Origin of the sequence: Eilatimonas milleporae, from assembly GCF_003688555.1 — a bacterium.
Lineage (GTDB): Bacteria > Pseudomonadota > Alphaproteobacteria > Sphingomonadales > Kordiimonadaceae > Eilatimonas > Eilatimonas milleporae.
This window is the reverse complement of the sequence record NZ_REFR01000010.1, coordinates 360,810-378,720: the sequence shown is the minus strand read 5'-3', so window position 1 is coordinate 378,720 and position 17,911 is coordinate 360,810. Positions and strand designations below refer to the sequence as shown.

Annotated in this window: 15 protein-coding genes and 2 tRNA genes; 6 read left to right on the top strand and 11 right to left on the bottom strand. The window is 62.3% G+C overall.

The genetic code is table 11. The features are described from left to right. Window positions 1-242 precede the first annotated feature (242 nt). A tRNA-Lys gene (locus BXY39_RS06540) sits at window positions 243-318 on the bottom strand. A gap of 219 nt (window positions 319-537) precedes the next feature. On the opposite strand from BXY39_RS06540, the gene BXY39_RS06535 reads away from it, so the two are divergent. Beyond that, entirely contained in the window at window positions 538-2,118 is a 1,581-nt protein-coding gene (locus tag BXY39_RS06535) for an alpha/beta fold hydrolase (protein WP_121938038.1), read from the top strand. Window positions 2,119-2,146: 28 nt separating this feature from the next. Here BXY39_RS06535 and tgt read toward each other — a convergent pair whose 3' ends face one another. The 3 genes from tgt to BXY39_RS06520 form a co-directional block, all read right to left on the bottom strand. Continuing rightward, complete coding sequence (gene tgt / locus BXY39_RS06530) at window positions 2,147-3,292, bottom strand: tRNA guanosine(34) transglycosylase Tgt (protein WP_121938037.1); 1,146 nt, start codon at window positions 3,290-3,292, stop codon at window positions 2,147-2,149. Continuing rightward, window positions 3,289-4,377: a tRNA preQ1(34) S-adenosylmethionine ribosyltransferase-isomerase QueA gene (gene queA, locus BXY39_RS06525; protein ID WP_121938036.1), complete on the bottom strand. Its 1,089-nt coding sequence runs from the start codon at window positions 4,375-4,377 to the stop codon at window positions 3,289-3,291. The genes tgt and queA overlap by 4 nt, the downstream gene beginning before the upstream one ends. Before the next feature lie 93 nt (window positions 4,378-4,470). Next, window positions 4,471-5,232, bottom strand: coding sequence for a helix-turn-helix domain-containing protein (locus tag BXY39_RS06520; RefSeq protein ID WP_170163675.1), 762 nt, complete (start codon window positions 5,230-5,232; stop codon window positions 4,471-4,473). A gap of 134 nt (window positions 5,233-5,366) precedes the next feature. Between BXY39_RS06520 and BXY39_RS06515 the strand changes: the two genes are divergently transcribed. Continuing rightward, window positions 5,367-5,753: a PaaI family thioesterase gene (locus tag BXY39_RS06515; RefSeq protein WP_211332117.1), complete on the top strand. Its 387-nt coding sequence runs from the start codon at window positions 5,367-5,369 to the stop codon at window positions 5,751-5,753. Between the two features lie 155 nt (window positions 5,754-5,908). Here BXY39_RS06515 and BXY39_RS06510 read toward each other — a convergent pair whose 3' ends face one another. Beyond that, window positions 5,909-6,469, bottom strand: coding sequence for a peptidylprolyl isomerase (locus BXY39_RS06510; protein ID WP_245998986.1), 561 nt, complete (start codon window positions 6,467-6,469; stop codon window positions 5,909-5,911). A 69-nt stretch (window positions 6,470-6,538) separates the two neighbouring features. Continuing rightward, on the bottom strand, window positions 6,539-7,081 hold the full coding sequence (coaD, locus tag BXY39_RS06505) for a pantetheine-phosphate adenylyltransferase (RefSeq protein WP_121938034.1): 543 nt from the start codon (window positions 7,079-7,081) through the stop codon (window positions 6,539-6,541). Between the two features lie 248 nt (window positions 7,082-7,329). On the opposite strand from coaD, the gene BXY39_RS06500 reads away from it, so the two are divergent. Continuing rightward, window positions 7,330-7,965 carry a LysE family translocator gene (locus BXY39_RS06500; RefSeq protein WP_170163673.1) on the top strand — a complete coding sequence of 212 codons (636 nt, stop codon included), beginning with the start codon at window positions 7,330-7,332 and terminating at the stop codon, window positions 7,963-7,965. A 48-nt stretch (window positions 7,966-8,013) separates the two neighbouring features. Here BXY39_RS06500 and gyrA read toward each other — a convergent pair whose 3' ends face one another. After that, window positions 8,014-10,779, bottom strand: a complete 2,766-nt coding sequence (gene gyrA, locus BXY39_RS06495; RefSeq protein WP_121938032.1) for a DNA gyrase subunit A — start codon at window positions 10,777-10,779, stop codon at window positions 8,014-8,016. Window positions 10,780-11,113: 334 nt separating this feature from the next. Between gyrA and BXY39_RS06490 the strand changes: the two genes are divergently transcribed. Further along, window positions 11,114-11,203, top strand: a tRNA-Ser gene (locus BXY39_RS06490). 161 nt (window positions 11,204-11,364) lie between these two features. After that, on the top strand, window positions 11,365-11,841 hold the full coding sequence (locus BXY39_RS19990) for a GIY-YIG nuclease family protein (RefSeq protein WP_342779428.1): 477 nt from the start codon (window positions 11,365-11,367) through the stop codon (window positions 11,839-11,841). Here the strand turns inward: BXY39_RS19990 and BXY39_RS06480 are convergent. From BXY39_RS06480 to BXY39_RS06470, 3 genes are all read right to left on the bottom strand, one after another. Continuing rightward, a complete protein-coding gene (locus BXY39_RS06480; protein WP_121938030.1) occupies window positions 11,772-12,242 on the bottom strand; it encodes a GyrI-like domain-containing protein in 471 nt (156 codons plus the stop codon). The genes BXY39_RS19990 and BXY39_RS06480 overlap by 70 nt on opposite strands. A 270-nt stretch (window positions 12,243-12,512) precedes the next feature. Beyond that, window positions 12,513-15,533, bottom strand: a complete 3,021-nt coding sequence (locus BXY39_RS06475) for an efflux RND transporter permease subunit (RefSeq protein ID WP_121938385.1) — start codon at window positions 15,531-15,533, stop codon at window positions 12,513-12,515. A gap of 4 nt (window positions 15,534-15,537) precedes the next feature. After that, window positions 15,538-16,641 (bottom strand): efflux RND transporter periplasmic adaptor subunit, encoded by a 1,104-nt coding sequence (locus tag BXY39_RS06470; protein ID WP_170163672.1) that lies wholly within the window; start codon window positions 16,639-16,641, stop codon window positions 15,538-15,540. Between the two features lie 123 nt (window positions 16,642-16,764). Between BXY39_RS06470 and BXY39_RS06465 the strand changes: the two genes are divergently transcribed. Then, a complete protein-coding gene (locus BXY39_RS06465) occupies window positions 16,765-17,427 on the top strand; it encodes a TetR/AcrR family transcriptional regulator (protein WP_170163671.1) in 663 nt (220 codons plus the stop codon). Between the two features lie 126 nt (window positions 17,428-17,553). Here the strand turns inward: BXY39_RS06465 and BXY39_RS06460 are convergent, their stop codons facing one another. Continuing rightward, window positions 17,554-17,778, bottom strand: coding sequence for a hypothetical protein (locus BXY39_RS06460; protein ID WP_121938027.1), 225 nt, complete (start codon window positions 17,776-17,778; stop codon window positions 17,554-17,556). Window positions 17,779-17,911: the final 133 nt, after the last annotated feature.

The window sequence follows — 17,911 nt, the reverse complement described above, 5'->3', positions numbered from 1 at the left end:
ACGCACCACAGAACAGCAGAAAAAATCCTTATTTTTTCTTTGAAAAAAAGGCTTTGAAAGAATTTTTTAAACAAATACATATGCATGATCAACAGCCTCCTTTCCCTATTTAGCCGAGCAGGCCGACAAGAAACAAGCGTTGAAAGGCGGCAATTTCTGGGCGGAAGACCGACAGATGCAAAGAAGCCGACGGACAAAAGAAAAACCGGCCTGATATCAGGGCCGGCTTTTTCATGGAAAAGTGGTGAGCCCGACAGGATTCGAACCTGTGACCCACTGATTAAAAGTCAGTTGCTCTACCAACTGAGCTACGGGCCCACACTGGCCGGCTCGGTGCCGACGGGGGCGGAAAATAGGGGCGGCTCCGCCCCGGGTCAAGCAAAACCGTCATAAAAATGTCCCGATGCCGACAAACCGTTCTTTTGCCTTTGTTTCAGCGGTGATGCGGCCCTGCGGACCGGGGTGGTTTGCAACACATTTCCGTCACTGTCACGGACATCGGCTGCCAATCCGGGCAGCGGCTGCTAAAATACCGCCATGCGTATTCGTAGCAAGCCCCGCATCGTCCTGTCCGCCTTCATCCTGTCCCTTGCCGGCACGATACAGGCATGGCCGTCAGACACAGTGGGCGCCGCTCCTGCCGACTGCGGCAGCCTTGGCACGGATTGGCCGGATACCCCACTGACGGCGCACGAACACGAAGACGGCCTTTTGTGCCGGGACGGGGATACGGGGCTGGCGCTGTTCCTCGCCCATGCCGAAATGCGCCCGGACAACAAAAAAACAGGCAACGGCACAGCCTTTTTACGCCGACAGATGCCGCTTGTTCTGCTGACGGGCGGACCGGGAACAGCAGCGGAAGCCAGCCTGGCCTATCTGAGACGGCTGGCCGTCCGTCTGAACCGGCCGGTGTTTTTGGCCGCTCCCAGCGGAACATGGGGCCCACTCGCAAAACGCCTGTCCTGTAGGGAAGACGCACCCCCCGGTGACGGGCCGGCACGGGAAGAGACGGCCGGACCTGCGGAAACCCCATCCGGTGCCATGGTTGAAAGCTGTCTGATGATGATCCGCCAGCAGGGCTTGACCCGGCAGCTTCAGGATACCCGGACCATAGCACAGACCCTTGCACGGCTGCGGCAAACCCTGAATATCGAGCGCTGGCACGTGATGGGAGAGTCCTACGGGGCACGGCCGGCGCTGGCGCTGGCGGCACTGGACACGAGCGGCACGGCCAGCCTGGTGCTGGACTCCCCTGAAACACCGCATGTTCCCCTGTACTGGCAAACCGCCGGCAATATCGACGGCGCCCTTGCGCGCCTGAACGCCCTATGCCGACGGGACCGGGCCTGCCCGGCCCGGCGCCGGGATTTCACCGGGATGATCAACACCATCGTGTCGCGTCTGGACCGGTCTCCAAGGGCCCAAAATGCAGATGCGGCACAGCCCACCGGCGCAATACCGCCCGGAACCGGGGATGCCGCATCGGTTCTGGCCGACATCGCCCTGGCGTTACGGCACCGGAGCAGTATCGCCCAATTGCCATATACACTCGTGGAATGGCTGCAAGCAGATGCCCCCGGCTTTCGTCCATCCACGGCCGGAACGCAGGACGGGCGGCCGGACAGACAGCCGGACAGACAGCCGGACAGACAGCCGGACAGGGCGCTGGTCACCGGCCTTTATCATTGGGTCCGCTGCCGCGAACTGCCGATGGAACGCTGGTACGGCGAGGCCGGCACCGGCCCGGCCCGCGTGTCCTATCTGGCACCGCTGATCACGTCACTGACCGCATGGCAGCGCAAGGCATGCGAAGCCCTTGGCATCACACCGCCGGATGCGGCCATGCCCATAGCACCCGTCGGCGTGCCCATACTGGTTCTGACCGGGGGCTTGGACCCGGTCACGCCGGCAGCGGCGGTGACACAGGCCTTCCGCGACTGGCCGGAGACACATATCCGCCTGTTCGAGACGGGCGGCCATGTGCTGGCACGCCAACATGCCTGTATCCTGAGGGAAATCGGTGCTTTTCTGAACGGTGCGCGGGCCGCACGCGCCCTCGCCCACTGCAGCCGGCGGGATATGGCCATCGACTATTACAGACGCGTGCATGTCCGTTAGGCAACGGTCTGTTTACCGGTGCCCCCGTTTAAACCGGATCAATATCGCCGGCGGCATAGGTCGCCCGGAAGTCGGCGGCATGCTCCGCCAACCGTCCGGCGGCAATGGCATCGCGCAGGCCCTGCATCAAATCCTGATAAAAACACAGATTGTGCCATGTCAGCAACATGGCGCCGAGGATTTCGCCGGCCTTCAGCAAATGATGCACATAGGCACGGGAATAGGACCGGCACGCCGGACACCCGCAGGCCTCGTCAATGGGTCTTGGATCGTCCTTGTGCCGGGCATTTTTCATATTGACCGGGCCGCGCCGGGTAAAAGCCTGACCCGTCCGACCGGAGCGTGTCGGCAGAACACAGTCGAACATGTCGATGCCGCGTTCCACCGCGCCGACGATATCGTCCGGTTTGCCGACCCCCATCAGATAGCGCGGCGCCCCCGCAGGCAGATGCGGCACGGTCTCGTCCAATACCTTGAACATCAGCTCCTGCCCCTCCCCCACGGCGAGACCGCCGACGGCATAGCCGTCAAAACCGATGTCCAGCAGGTCGGCGGCCGATTGCGCACGCAAATCACCGTAAACGCCGCCCTGCACGATACCGAACAGGGCAGACCCTGCCGCGTGATCGCCGCCGGCATCAAACCCGTCGCGCGACCGCCGGGCCCAGCGCATGGACAGGGCCATGGATGCGGCGGCTTCGTCCCGCGTGGCCGGATACGGTGTGCATTCGTCAAACGCCATGACGATATCGGATCCCAGCAGCCGCTGGATTTCCATCGACCGTTCCGGCGTGAGCAGAATGCGCCGCCCGTCCAGATGGGACTGAAAGGTGACGCCCTCTTCCGTCAGTTTGCGTAAACCAGCCAGCGACATCACCTGAAATCCGCCGGAATCCGTCAGGATTGGATGCGGCCAGTTCATGAATGTGTGCAGACCGCCCAGATGGTGCACCCGTTCCGCCGTCGGCCGCAGCATCAGGTGGTATGTGTTGCCAAGAAGGATGTCGGCCCCGGTTTCGCGAACATGTTCGGGCAGCATGGCCTTGACCGTGCCGGCGGTGCCGACCGGCATGAAGGCCGGCGTACGGATATCGCCGCGCCGCATGGCCAGAACACCAGTGCGCGCGCGCCCGTCCACGGCGTGGGTCTCAAAGGCGAAACGGGGACGTGTCATGATTTGTCAGCCCCGTCCTCGGACCCGTCTGTCACGCCGGCCGTCGGCCTGTGCAGCAGGCTGGCATCACCATAGGAGTAAAAGCGATAGCCCTTTTCCACAGCAGCGCCATAAGCGCGCTTCATCATATCAAGGCCGGAAAACGCACTGACCAGCATGAAAAGCGTCGATTTCGGCAGGTGGAAATTGGTCATCAGCACATCGACGGCCCGAAACCGGAAGCCCGGCGTGATGAAAATATCCGTCTCGCCGTCAAAGGGGTGGAGGATGCCGTTTTCGTCCACCGCGCTTTCCAGCAATCGCATGGATGTGGTGCCGACGGCAACAATACGCCCGCCCGCCGCCCGCGCGGCATTGATCCAGGCGGCGGCCTCCGCGCTGACCTCGCCCCATTCGCTGTGCATTTTGTGGTCGCGGGTGTCCGTCGCCTTGACGGGCAGGAAGGTGCCCGCGCCAACATGCAGGGTCACCCCCTGACGCCGCACCCCGCGCGCATCCAGCGCCGCGAGAAGGCCGTCGGTGAAATGCAGACCGGCCGTGGGCGCCGCGACGGACCCGTCGCGGTCGGCAAAGGCGGTCTGGTAATCTTCTTCGTCCAGGGCGTCCACGGCGCGCTTGCTGGCAATATAGGGCGGCAGCGGCATGATGCCGGCCTGTTCCAGGGCGGCAGCGAAGTCCTCCTCGGCCACATCAAAGGCGAGGGTTCGCTCGCCGCCGTCGCCTTGCGCCGTGACGCTGGCCGCCAGTTCACCGAAGACAAGGCGGTCGCCGACGCGGCATTTGCGTGCGGGCCGGGCAAAAACCTTCCAGCTGGTGCCGCCGACATGCTGGTGCAGCGTGACCTCGACGCCGGCCTCGCCGCGCCGACCGTGCAGGCGCGCGGGGATCACCCGTGTGTCGTTGAACACAAGAACATCGCCGGGGTTGAGAAAATCCGGCAGATCGCGCGCGGTGGCATGGGCGAGCGCCGCATCGCCGTCCAAATCCGGACGGACGACCAGCATGCGCGCGCTGTCGCGGGGCCGGGCCGGACGCAGGGCGATCCGGTCTTCCGGCAGATCAAAATCAAACAGGGTCACATCCATGGGCCGGGCTTGTAGCCGAGCCGGGCCGCGCCCGCAAGCCCTGGGCGCCGCGTCCGGCCCACACCATAGTGGCCTGCGCAGGACACGGACAGATCAGGGGGATAACGCTCCGCCCTCGAAAACCGTTTCGCTCGCTTTGTCGAGGGGGAAGAAAAGCTCGATACGGAGGTCCGCCAGTGTCAAATCAGCCGCGGTGTTGAAAAGGGCCTGCACGGACACGAGCGAGACGACCTGTTCACGGTAGAGAATCTGCGTGGGAAACGCCGCCGGAACCGGTGCTGTATGGGCGGCATGCCCCGCTGTCCGCTTCAGTCGGGAGGCGGCGGCCGCCGTGTCGGGGTCGCCCCGCCGGCGTGCCTCGGCACCGAGGCGGGCGGCGAGATGTGACACCGTTTCTTCCCAATTGACCAGTGCACCGCCAAGAGTGGGGTCGTCAACGATGGCGGCGACAAGACTGTCACCCGGTTCGATCCCCAAATGCCTGAGCAAACTTTCCCCGGCGCCGTTGGCCTGCACGATCCGCCAACCGCCATCAAGCGCCCAGCCCGGATACGGATCATGCCCGTCCAAAAGACGTGTGACGGCCCGCCGGAAGGGGCGCAATTCCTCTTCATCAAGCGCGCGCTGCCTGAAGGCCGGTGCAAATCCGGCGGCGAGGAGCCATTCGTTCCGCACATGTCCCGGTACGGACAGGGTCTCGGCAAGGCGCAGGACCATGTCGCGGCTGGGTGCGGATTTCCCGGTTTCGAGAAAGGACACATGACGCGTCGACACATTGGATTCAAGGGCGAGCGCCATCTGGCTCATGCGCCGGCGCTGCCGCCAGGTTTTCAGAATGGTGCCGAAGGTTGCCAAGACCGTCCTCCCATGTATCCCGATGTCATACCCCGGCCATACCGGACTTTCGATGACGTCCAAGGTCATTGTCTTCGGTTGCGCGGTCCTGTGACTGTAGCGGCACCACGTTTTCAAGAAACAGGAGATTTCCGATGCAAAACCCTGCCGATGCGATGCCTCTGGCCCGGCTTTTCGGTGTCGAGGTTCCACAATTCGACCGCGAAAAAGTCACCGGCACCATGACCGTCCGCGAGGACCTTTGCACCGCCGGGAACCATGTTCACGGCGGGGCCCTGATGGCGTTTGCGGATTCACTTGCGGCGATCGGGGCCTATCTGAACCTGCCGGAAAAGAACACCGGTACGACAACCGTCGAAAGCAAAACAAATTTCCTCGGCAAGGCTGAAAGCGGCACGGTCCTGACCGGAACCGCAACCCCTGTGTCCATCGGCAAACGTCTGACCGTCTGGCAGACCAGGATTGAGGACCAGGATCAACGGCCCATTGCCGTCGTCATGCAAACACAAATGTTTCTTTGAAAGGGACAGGGACACCGCACCATAACAGGCGCGGGATCAGGCTGCCGCGAGCAGCCCTGCATAACGACCACAAGCGCGCCATGCGCCATTATCCTCAGGGCGCATACACGCCCTGAGGGTTCAAACCGTCATGGTGTGAGAGAAGCCGACGCCTTTTATTGCGCCGACCCGGCTTCGACATCCGCGGCGACGCGCATGCGGACGATCTTGCTTGGATTGATCGGCGGCTCGCCGCGCGCGATCATATCGACATAGTCCATACCGGCGACCACGCGGCCCCAGGCGGTGTATTCGTCATCCAGAAAAGGCACCCGGTCGAAACAGATGAAAAACTGGCTGTCGGCACTGTCGGGATCGTCGGCGCGGGCCATGGACAGGGTGCCGCGCAAATGGGGCAGATCGTTGAATTCCGCCTTCAGATACTGACCGCTGCCCCCTGTGCCGGTGCCTTCCGGATCGCCGCCCTGGGCCATGAACCCCTCGATCACGCGGTGAAAAATGAGACCGTCGTAAAAACCGCTGCGGGCCAGTTCCTTGATGCGGGCCACATGATTGGGCGCCTTGTCGGGCCGCATGGCGATCACCACGCGCCCGCCCTCAAGGTCCATATAGAGGGTGTTTTCCAGATCCAGTTCGGTCGCCTCGGAAGAAATGCTCATCAAATTCACCAATGCCATTGCAAGCCATGCCAACAGTTTGCCGTTCAAGAAACGCATTTTCGACTTTTCCCAACTTTCTTCATTTTTAGGGTATGCGGTACCCATAGCCCCCGTTTTCGGCATTTTTCAGGCATCGGCGCCTGCCGCCTGCGGGTGCGTCCGCCCCCCCACCCTTTCGCCGACGGCCCGCGCCACGCTCTCCGAGACGAAGGGGGCGATATTGCCGCCATAGAGAGCCACTTCCTTCACCAGTTTGGAGGCGATGGTCTGATAGCGCGGGTCGGCCATCAGAAACACCGTCTCCACCGATGGATTGATCTGATAATTCATGCCGGTCATCTGGAATTCGTATTCAAAATCGGCCACGGCCCGCAAACCGCGAATGATGATGCGGGCACCCATCCGCTCGGCGAAATGCATCAGAAGTTCGTCAAACTGCACCACATCGAAGCCGACGCCGACCTCGCGCGCCAGCGGTCCGGCCTCGCGCCGGACCATGGCGACCCGTTCTTCCAGTGTGAAGAGAGGGTTTTTACTGGGGTTGGTGGCAACCCCGATCACCAGCCGGTCCACCAGTTGCAGACCGCGCCGGATGATGTCCATATGTCCCTTGGTGATGGGATCGAATGTGCCGGGATAGACCCCGACGCGTTCCTCAGCAGGTTTCATGCGTTTCCCCCGAACTGTAAAACCCAAGCGACATGACAACTGACATGACCGGTTCCGTGCCGCGCCCCCATCAAAGAGATTGCAACAGGCTGTATTTTGCGCACCATCGGTCAAGAAAAGGCAAAACTCAAGCGGAATACGGCAGAATACGGCCCAAACGAACCACAAGCCTGCCACACCGGGGATACTGGCGCCTGCGAGGACCGGCGGATCATCCCACGGCACATGAACGACAAGGACCCTGTCACATGACCGCTATCGTCGACCCGGCGCTGTACGGGCTTTTCCTGGTGACGTCGGCCTTGCTGATCATCACACCGGGCCCGATCGTCAGCCTGATCATCGCCGAAACCCTGCAGCACGGCGCCCGCTTCGGCCTTGCCGTGGCGCTGGGGGCGACGACAATGGCGATGCTGTATCTGGGGCTTTATCTTGCCGGATTCGCCTTTCTGCTGGAACAAATCCCGCTGGCGCTGGATGCCATACGCTATGCCGGGGCGGCGTATCTGATCTATCTGGCGGTGCGCGCCTTCCGGTCCACACCACAGGGGCGGATCGGCGAGGATGATCTGCCGACAGAGCGGAGCGCCCTGAGCGCATACGGGCGGTCGTTGTGGATCGCGCTGACGAACCCGAAAGTGGTGATCTTTTTCGCCGCCTTTTTCCCGCAATTCCTCTCGAACAGCCGTCCGGTGGAACCGCAACTGGCGCTGCTGACGGTGAGCTTCCTCGTCATATCCGTCAGCATCGACTGTCTGTGGGTGGCCGCCGCCGCCCGTCTGCGCCGGGTCTTCGCACGCGGCAGGACGATGCGGGCGGCAGGCCGCCTGTCGGCCGGCGTGCTCGGCCTCGGCGCGCTGGTTCTGCTGTTTCTCAATCCCTGAAAAGCGGCCTAATAGAGAATATGGACGGCAGGCGGGCGGGAAAGAGGATTATTCCTCTTCCCCACCAGTGCTGTTGGCGCTGGTCTGAGTGTCGACGGCTTCAGGATCGGCGGTCCCGGTTTCGGGGCCGTCTTCGTCATGCTCGTCATCATCCTCGGCCCCGGCGTCACCCAGATAGGCGACGGAGACGATATGCTCATCGTCCGTGACCTTGAACATGGTGACCCCTTTGGTGTTGCGCGCGGCGATGCGCACATCGTGCACGGGAATGCGGATCAGCTTGCCCTGATCGGTGACCATCATCACCTGATCATCCGGATTGATGGGAAAGACGGAGACGACCGGCCCGATCTGGCCGCGCATCCGCTCATCGGACGGGCCGTTCCAGATGCCCTGCCCGCCCCGGTTGGTCAGCCTGTATTCATGACTGGAGGAACGTTTGCCGAAACCGTTCGCGGTCACGGACAGCAGAAACTGTTCCCTGCCGGCCAGGTCGGCCATGCGCTCGGCGCTCAGCGTTGCCTCGGCGGGTTCGGCCTTCCACGCGGCGGCGCGCAGATATGCGTCACGTTCGTCGGCGTCGGCATCGGCACCGTTGAGGATACACATGGAGACCACATGGTCGCCCGCGCCCAGCATCATGCCGCGCACGCCGGTCGATGTCCGGCCGGCGAACAGACGCACCTTGGTCGCCGGGAAGCGGATGGCGCGCCCGCCGGCCGCCGCCAGCAGCACGTCGTCGTCTTCCGTGCAGACGGCGACACCGATCAGGCTGTCGTCCTCATCGGCGAAGCGGATGGCGATCTTGCCGTTGGACATGACATTGGAAAAATCGGACAGACGGTTGCGGCGGACATTGCCGTGCGCGGTGGCGAACATGACGTTCAGGTCGGCCCAGCTGTCCTCGTCTTCCGGCAGGGGCAGAATGGTGGCGATGCTTTCGCCCGGTTTCAGCGGCAACAGGTTGATGATCGCCTTGCCGCGCGACTGGGGCGTGCCGAGCGGCAGGCGCCACACCTTCATCTTGTAGACCTGCCCGAAGGTGGAGAAGAACAGCACCGGCGTATGGGTGTCGGCGACAAAGACGGTGGACAGGAAATCCTCCTCCTTCGTCTGCATGCCGGAGCGACCCTTGCCGCCGCGCCGCTGTGCCCGGTAGGTGGCCAGCGGCACCCGCTTGATATAGCCGGAATGGGTGACGGTAACGACCATGTCCTCGCGGGCGATCAGGTCCTCATCGTCGAACGCCTCGGCGCTGGCCAGGTCGATTTCCGTGCGGCGGTCATTGGCGAATTCGGCGCGCACGGCGTCCAGTTCGCCGCGCAGCACCTCGAACAAACGCACGCGCGAGCCGAGAATTTCCAGATAGCCGCGAATCCTGTCGGCCAGTTCCTTCAATTCCTCGCCGATTTCATCGCGGCCGAGCGCGGTCAACCGGTGCAGGCGCAGGTCGAGAATGGCCTTGACCTGAATTTCCGACAGGCGGTAGCCGTCGTCGGACAGGGTGCCGGTCTCGCTGATCAGTTCCAGATAGGGCAGAATGTCGCCGGCATTCCAGGCGCGCGTCATCAGGGCCTCGCGTGCGGCGGCCGGCGAGGAGGCACCGCGGATGATGGCGACCACCTCGTCGATATTGGCCACCGCCGTCACCAGGCCGACCATGATATGCGCCCGGTCGCGCGCCTTGTTCAGTTCGAACTTGGTGCGGCGGGTGATGACCTCCTCGCGGAAATCGATGAATGCCTGCAAAATGGCACGCAAGGGCAGCTGTTCGGGCCGGCCGCCGTTCAGCGCCAGCATGTTGATGCCGAAACTGGTCTGCACGGGGGTGAAACGGTAGAGCTGGTTCAGCACCACGTCGGCGACCGCATCGCGCTTCAGCTCGATCACCACGCGGACACCGTCGCGGTCGGATTCATCGCGGATGTCGGAAATGCCCTCGATGCGCTTGCTCTGCACATTTTCGGCGATTTTCTCGATCATCGAGGCCTTGTTCACCATGAAGGGAATTTCGGTGATGACGATGGCCTCACGGTCCTTGCGGATCTCCTCGAAATGGCTGCGGCTGCGGATGGTGATGGAGCCGCGCCCGGTCTCGAACGCCTGACGGATGCCGGCGCCGCCGAGAATGATGCCGCCAGTCGGAAAATCCGGGCCCTTGATATGGTCCATCAGGCCGGCGGTGTCGATTTCGGGATCGTCGATCAGCGCCAGCACACCGTCGATGACCTCGCCCAGATTGTGGGGCGGGATGTTGGTGGCCATGCCGACGGCAATACCGGCCCCGCCATTGACCAAAAGGTTGGGAAAGCGCGCCGGCAGCACTTTCGGCTCGCTTTCGCTTTCATCATAGTTGGGCTGGAAATCCACCGTGTCCTTGTCGATGTCGGCCAGGATGGTGGAGGAAATCTTGGCCATGCGGGCTTCGGTGTAGCGCATGGCCGCCGCGCCGTCGCCGTCCATGGAGCCGAAATTGCCCTGCCCGTCGATGAGCGGCGCGCGCATGGAGAAATCCTGGGCCATGCGTACCAGCGCGTCGTAAATGGCGCTGTCGCCGTGGGGGTGATATTTACCCATGACGTCGCCGACGATGCGCGCGGACTTGCGGTATGGCTTGTTCCATTCATAGCCGTTTTCATGCATCGAATAGAGGATGCGCCGGTGCACCGGCTTCAGCCCGTCGCGGACATCCGGCAGCGCCCGGCTGACGATCACGCTCATGGCGTAATCCAGATAGGACGCTTTCATTTCCTCTTCGATGGTGATCGGCTTGATGTCGCGATCTTCGGGGCTGATGGACGGGGTGTCGCTCAACGGCTGGCCCTTCTTTTTGTTTCAATGCGGTCTTTCAGGGATGCGGCCCTGACGGGCCGGACGAAACGGCCACAGGATGAATGGCGGGAGATGCCCCTGACCCACGATATCTTGTGCCCCTTCGTATCCTGCCGATGTGTCTAGCAAGTCGCATCACACAGCGCAAGCACGGTGCGGCGGACGGTAGGACGCTGCGCTCAGCACGGCCCAGCCGAGCACGGGAAATCGGCTCTACCGCAACGGACATGGCAAAAGTGCAAAGGATCACACGCGGGGGCTGGACGCACCGCGCCGACTTTTCTATAAGCCGCAGGGTTTCAGCCAGTATCCCGCCGGGCAGGTGGCAGAGCGGTTGAATGCACCGGTCTTGAAAACCGGCAAGGGTGCAAGCCCTTCGTGGGTTCGAATCCCACCCTGCCCGCCATAATTTTTTGCGCTCACGCAGGGCCGCTAACCGCGGCCTGCTCCGCGAGGGCGGCCTGACCGGCCGGGGCGCAGTCGCGCCCTGGGGTGCTTCCAAATATCGAACAATTTTCCAGCACCCTGCGCCTTCGGCTTCGGGTGGCAGGCCACTTGGGGCCTGACATGCGAAGGCGATATAGGCGTAGGCGTGTCTTCCGAAGCCCCGACTGCAATATGGGCGTAGGAAGGCTGAAAATCCCATGCGGGTCCGTCTATTTTCTCGAACTGAAAAACGGCGACATTTATGTAGGGTCCACCAGTGACCTGAAACAGCGCAAGCATACGCACGACACCGGTCGGGTGCCGTCGACCAAAGCTTTCCTGCCCGCTGAGTTAAAAGCGTACGTCTCTGTCGGCATGGCCGAGACCCCACTGTCGCTGGAACGATATTTCAAATCCGGGTCCGGCCTGACCGGTGTTTCCCCGGCTTTACAGAGCGCGGGCATCCCGGCCGGCTCGCGGATTTCGCTTCGGTACAAGGTGTCGACATGGCAGGCCCAAGCGCCCGTTCTCGAATGTCAGCGGGTGCGTCACGTCTTGAGCGGAAACCAGATTTCAGTATCCCCTGACATTGTTTGCGGATCATATCCCGGGCCATAGCGTTCATAGGACGGTGCCGCCGACAGCTCCTTGCCGGAGGCGGGCAGCCAGTCATTGAAGAACCATTGATAGCTCTGCCCCAACTCGCCGGCCGGACCGCGATGGGTGAGAACCGCATACGCAGACGGCTGTAATGCAAGGTGATCATGTCCGTCAGACATATCCGGTGTCGTGACTTCGACCGCCACCATATAATCCCACTGCCCTCCCGCCATATCGACGGCGTCATTCACACCGTACATGACCGGCTCCGCCTGCCCCGGCAGAGGCACGGACGGCACGAGCTCAGCCCACATTTGCGGGCAGACTGACGGCGCTTCGGCCATCTTTACAGTTCGGCGCAGACCGACCAGATGCCGTCCGGGTCCCCGTTCAATGCGGACGTCGTTTTCTTCAGGCATGCCAGACTCCTTCGATGTTCAAGATTCTGAATGGTGAATTCAATGCGAACGCTGGGTATTTCTTATAGATCGTGACCTTTGCGAAAGCCACTATCTGCTCTGCCGCCAAAGCCCGGACATCCTGACCAAACAGCATGTAAACCCTCTCACTCTCCGCCACGCGGGAACATGAATGCGAGCGTCTTTCGCCGTCGGAGCGGTGCGTTTTTTCGGGGCCTCTTTGTGCGTGCCAAGCGAATACGAAGCTGAATGACCCGGCAATGGCAGACGCTAGCGAATGACGAGGCGATAAAACACCGGGGCGGCGATGAGTGTCAAAAACGTCGCGAAGGCCAAGCCCCCCATGATCGTCACGGCCATGGAGGCAAAGAATGCATCGCTCAGAAGCGGGACCATCCCGAGAATGGTGGTGCCGGCGGCAAGGGTGACGGGATAGAGGCGTGACTTGCTGGCGGACACGATGGCGTCCAGACGGTCAAGGCCGGATCGTCTCTGAGCATCGATTTCCTCGACCAGGACGATGCCATTCTTGATCAACATGCCCGACAGGCTCAACAGTCCCAGAAGTGCCGTGAACGAGAATGGCAGGCCGGTCGCGAGAAGGCCAAGGGTGACGCCGTTGACCGCCATCGGCACAAGCATCCAGATGACGAAAGGCTGGCGCAAACGGCCGAACAACAGGATCGAGATCAGGATCATCAGCAGGAACCCGATCGGCAACTGGCGGGCGAGCGACATTTGCGCGTCGGTCGATTCCTCGAACTCGCCGCCCCACTCAAGATGATAGCCAACCGGCAACGGGATGGCTTCGATGCGGTCACGGACCTGGGCGAGCGCCGTCGCCGGCGTCACCCCGTCGACGGTATCGGCCTGAACGGTCAGTGTCGGCGCCCGGTCCCGCCGATGCACAAGCGTGTCGCGCACCTCGACAGCAAAGCCGTCGACGAACTGGGTGATCGGAACATATTCCCCGGCGGCGTCCGAATAGACAACCTGATCCAGCAACGCACCGCTGCGGGCGCGAACATACGCGGGAAGACGGACATAGATCGGGACCAGCCGGTCATCTTCGCGAAGCTGCCCGGCGAACACCCCGTCGGACGCCAACAGGAGCGCCTGCGCGACCTCTTCCCGCGCGACGCCCACCGCCTGGGCGCGTTCCGCGACATAGATCGGCCTCATCGCGACTTCGCGTTCCCGCCAATCCAGACGCACATCCATTATGGACGGTGTGTCATGCATGATCGCGGCGGCCTGCCCCGCCAATGCCCGCAGCACATCCGGGTCCTTGCCGCTGAAGCGCGGCTCCAGATCCGCCGTGACCGGCGGGCCGTAGACAAGCCGCTCCGTCCGCGCCTCGGCATGAGGGAGGGCCTGTGCCGCGACTTGCTTCAGATCCGCCATCAGGCGCGGAATGGCTTCGGCCGACTGTGTCCGTACAATCAATTGTCCGTATGACGGGTCCGGCCGCTCGGGGTCATAGGTCAGCATGAAGCGCGAAACACCGAACCCCACGGACGTTGTCACGGCGACCACATCATCGCGGGCCAGCAGCCAGTCCTCCAGAACCGTCATATCCGCCGAGGTTTCCCGGATGCTGCTGCCCTGCGACAGCTTGTAATTGAGATAGAAAAGAGGCGTGGTCGAAAAGGGAAAGAACTGCTGCTGCACCTTTCCAAAGCCGACCATGCAGAGAACGGTCAGGGCAACGAGGGATACGGTCACGGGCCAGCGCAGCCGCAGGGCGAGAGCCAAAAGGCGGCCATAGGCGCGAAAAAGCAGGCCATTGTAGGCATCGCCATCCTTGCCGGGCGCACCGATGCGGAACAGCCAGCGTCCCATCAGGGGCGTGGCGGTCACCGCGAGAATCCAGCTCATGGACAGGGACAGCGAAATCACCGCGAACAGCGAGAACAGGAATTCGCCGGTGGCGTCGGGGCTCGTCCCGATCCCGGCGAAGGCCATGATGCCGATCACCGTGGCGCCGAGCAGAGGCAGCGACGTCCGGGAGGCAATCCCGTCCACCGCATCCCGTGCCGACATGCCCTGCCGCATTCTGGTCTGCATGCCCTCGGCAATGACGATGGCGTTATCGACCAGCATGCCCATGGCGATGATCAGCGCGCCAAGCGAGATCCGTTCCATCTGAATGTCGAAGAGCGCCATGAAAAAGAAGGTGGAATTGACGGTCAGGACCAGGGTTGCACCGACGACAATGGCGGCGCGCCATCCCATTAAAATGGCAAGAATGCCGATGACGATGCCGACCGAGAGGGCAAGGCTGATGAGAAAGTCGTCGTTCGCCTCTTCAACAACCCGGTGCTGCTCGTATATCGGCCGCACCTCGACGCCAACCGGCAATTCCGGCGCCAGCGCGGCAACGTGCCGTTCGACGGCATAGCCGACATCGACGATGTTGACCCCGGGAATGCCGGAAACAGCGAATGTGAACGCTTCTTCACCGTTGAAGCGTACGATGTTCATCGGTTCGTCGACACGCGCCCTGTAAACGTCGGAGACATCGAAGAGGTTGAGCACTTGCCCCCTGAAACCGAATGTCAAACCGGCAATGGCTTCCGTCGTGTCGTAAGGGGCAGGCGCTTCAATCTGGACACGCGCCTGACCGTTCCGCGCCGAGCCGGCATCCTCAAGCCGGTCACTGTTGGCAATGGCATCAATGATGGTACCGGGCGGAACACCCAATTGGACCATCTGCTCATTCCAGGGCGAGACAAAGATGGCCTCTTCGGGCAAGCCCTGGATCTCGACATCGGCAACGCCGTCGACGGTCAGAAGCTGACGGCGCAGAAACGTCGCGATGGCATGTATCTGAGTGTCGCTGAAGCCCGGTGTCGTAACGGCATAGAATATGCCGTACACATCGCCGAAAGTGTCGTTGACCATTGGCGCGCCGGCAACCTGCGGCAGAGCAACGGCGGCGTCGCCGACCTCGTTGCGCAGTTCGTCCCAGATTTGCGGAAGCTCGCCGCTGTCATAGGTGGGCTTGATCTCAACCGTGATCTCGGAAACACCGGGGCGGTTGCGTGATGTGATCGTCTGGACCTGGCTCATCTTCTGGATGGCCGCTTCCAGAGGCTCGCTGACCTCCCGCGCGACCTCGGCAGCGGTGGCGCCGGGGTAAAGCGTCACGACGACCGCCTCCTTGATGGTAAAGGCCGGGTCTTCCAGCCGGCCGGCATTCAGGAAACCCCAAAGCCCCCCGAAGACACAAAAGAGGATCAGGATCCATGTGTTCAAGGGGCGCTCGATCGCCCTGGTGGAGAGGGTGATCATGTCAGTGCACCAAATCGAAGCCCTGGAAACGGCGCACCGCCTGACCGTCCCGGAGCAGATGTCCACCGGTCGCGACAATCTCCTGGCCGGGCATCAAGGCGCCCTGAACCGCGACCGCCGTGCCGTCGATCGCCACGACCGCGACACGCAGCCGGCGGACCGTGCCACGATCCGCATCCCCCGCGAACAGCATCACGCTCGCCGTGCGGTCGGCGTTCAACTGGATCGCCGTGACGGGAAGCTGGATCAGGTCGGTATCGTCCTGGCGCAGATACGCCGTGACGGTGGTGACAGCGCCCGGCAGCAGGTTTCCCGCGTGACGCGGCGGAACGGCAAGGGAGACCAGATAACTCTGCCCGATCGCGGCCGTTTCGGCACGATATTCGCGCAAGGCCAGCGTCACCGGCCCTATACCGGCATCAAGCACCGTCTCGAAGCGGACGTCCCCCAGGCTCGGGACACGGCGCAGCAACTGCTCGGGAAAGTCGATCTCGACCCGCAGTTCGGACATGTCGTGGAGACGCAGAACAGGCTGACCGGCCGCCACGGTGGTATAGTTGTCGACAACCCTTATGGCCACAAGACCGTCGAAGGGGGCTGTCAACGTTGCCTCGGCCAAGTCGTCGCGGGCCTGGCTGAGCGCCACGCGCGCCAGATCCCGAACCGTCTCCGCATCCTCGGCACGCACCGCGGAAACAGCCTGCCGGGACGCCAGCTTGGTATTGCGTCTGTAGTCGCGTTCGGCCTGCTCAAGATTGAGTTCCGCGCGTTCGACCGCCAGCTGGAAATTCAGCAGGTCCAGCTCGGCAACCAGACTGCCGGCCTTGACCCGGTCCCCTTCGAGCAGGGGCAGACGTTCAATTCTGCCGGCGACCTGAAACGCCAGATCCACCGTCTGTCTTGCGGCGACCCGACCGTAGAATCTGCGCTTCTGAACAGCGGTCGGCGCCGGCACCGTCATAAGCCTGACCAGCGGCGGTGTGGCGGCGGACACGGCCCCGTCGTCCCGGGCGAAGGCCGTTTCGCCAGCCACGGCGGAGAAGGCGGCCAGACAAATCGCGGCCAACAAACCGACCGGCCGGCCCCGCCCTGCAAAGTTTCCCATTGTACGCTCCAGCATCCTGGCGAGTCCGATCGATAGCTACCGCGCAACCCCATGGAAACGCTTGTCCTACGGCGTAGGAGTCAATATATCCTACACCGTAGAAGTCAACAGAGATCTGTAGCGGTGAACAACAAACTGAAAGAGCGTGGCCGTCTTGGATTGTCGCGTGCAGCGATCGTCCAGACAGCGATCACACTGATCGAGGCGGAAGGCGAGACCGGCTTCACCATGCGCAAGCTGGCCGCAAAAGTGGGATGCGATCCCATGACGGTGCTCTATCACGTCAAATCGAAAGCCGAACTTGAACGGGCGATGGCGGAAGCGCTGAACGAGACGATACAGCTTCCCGATCCAAAGGCGCCCTGGCGGGACCGGATCGTCTCGCTTGCGCAGCAGTGCCACACGCTCGCCCAGCGCCACCCCGAAACCTTCAAGCTGCTGTTGCGCTTTCGCGGGACCGGGCCGGCAGATCTCAGAAACACGGAAGTGATTTATCAGGCGCTGAGCGATGCGGGGGTGCCGGATTCCATGATCGTCGACGTCGGCTTCGGTCTTTATGCGAGCGTCCTTGGATTGGCGATGGCCGAAATCGGCGGCCTGCTTCGCCCGGCCGATGCAACGGCGCTGGAAGCGATCGACGCCCTGCCCGTCGCCGACTATCCCGCCCTGCACCGCCTGTTACCGTCCTATGCCGCCGAGAGCGGCGGGCGGACGTTCGAGACCACCCTGCACATGCTGCTGGACGGTATCGAGAAATATATCAGGGACCGCGACCTGCCGCGATAAACTTGGATGGTCTGCGTGCGGCTGCTGCGAGAGAATTGCAGTGCGCCCGTTGCGGCGCATCATACAGTCATGCCATCGCCGCACCATGAAAAGAGGCATTTTATATTAATATTTTAGGCCACTTTTTTAAAGTATTTTATTGCCTTTGGCGAGCCCGCTGAGCGTAATTTCCGCAGGCAGCACACTGTGACCACCACCAAGATCGATCAACACACCGGGGGTGTCTGCCTGCTGGCCAACAAAGCGTGCTGCATTCAAAACATACTGAAAGCTTGTAAAGTCCGTCACGGTATTGCGCAGGAGCAGTATCTCCCCCAGAGGTGTCTGCAAAGACAAGGGCCGGATCGGCATTTGCCGGATCGCCCGCGCGCGGTCATATCAGCCATCATTGGATGGAGTGTCCTTCCTATATACGGCCAAAGTATGCTGGTCGGCGGCAGCCCCCTGCCCCGTTCCGGGAGGTGGATAGTGGCTGATCGCTTAA

Coding starts and splice junctions, on each gene's coding strand:
- BXY39_RS06535 (WP_121938038.1), top strand. CDS start 538: ATGCGTATTCGTAGCAAGCCCCGCATCGTCCTGTCCGCCTTCATCCTG.
- tgt (WP_121938037.1), bottom strand. CDS start 3,292: ATGACACGTCCCCGTTTCGCCTTTGAGACCCACGCCGTGGACGGGCGC.
- queA (WP_121938036.1), bottom strand. CDS start 4,377: ATGGATGTGACCCTGTTTGATTTTGATCTGCCGGAAGACCGGATCGCC.
- BXY39_RS06515 (WP_211332117.1), top strand. CDS start 5,367: ATGCAAAACCCTGCCGATGCGATGCCTCTGGCCCGGCTTTTCGGTGTC.
- BXY39_RS06510 (WP_245998986.1), bottom strand. CDS start 6,469: ATGCGTTTCTTGAACGGCAAACTGTTGGCATGGCTTGCAATGGCATTG.
- coaD (WP_121938034.1), bottom strand. CDS start 7,081: ATGAAACCTGCTGAGGAACGCGTCGGGGTCTATCCCGGCACATTCGAT.
- BXY39_RS06500 (WP_170163673.1), top strand. CDS start 7,330: ATGACCGCTATCGTCGACCCGGCGCTGTACGGGCTTTTCCTGGTGACG.
- BXY39_RS19990 (WP_342779428.1), top strand. CDS start 11,365: ATGCGAAGGCGATATAGGCGTAGGCGTGTCTTCCGAAGCCCCGACTGC.
- BXY39_RS06480 (WP_121938030.1), bottom strand. CDS start 12,242: ATGCCTGAAGAAAACGACGTCCGCATTGAACGGGGACCCGGACGGCAT.
- BXY39_RS06470 (WP_170163672.1), bottom strand. CDS start 16,641: ATGGGAAACTTTGCAGGGCGGGGCCGGCCGGTCGGTTTGTTGGCCGCG.
- BXY39_RS06460 (WP_121938027.1), bottom strand. CDS start 17,778: ATGCCGATCCGGCCCTTGTCTTTGCAGACACCTCTGGGGGAGATACTG.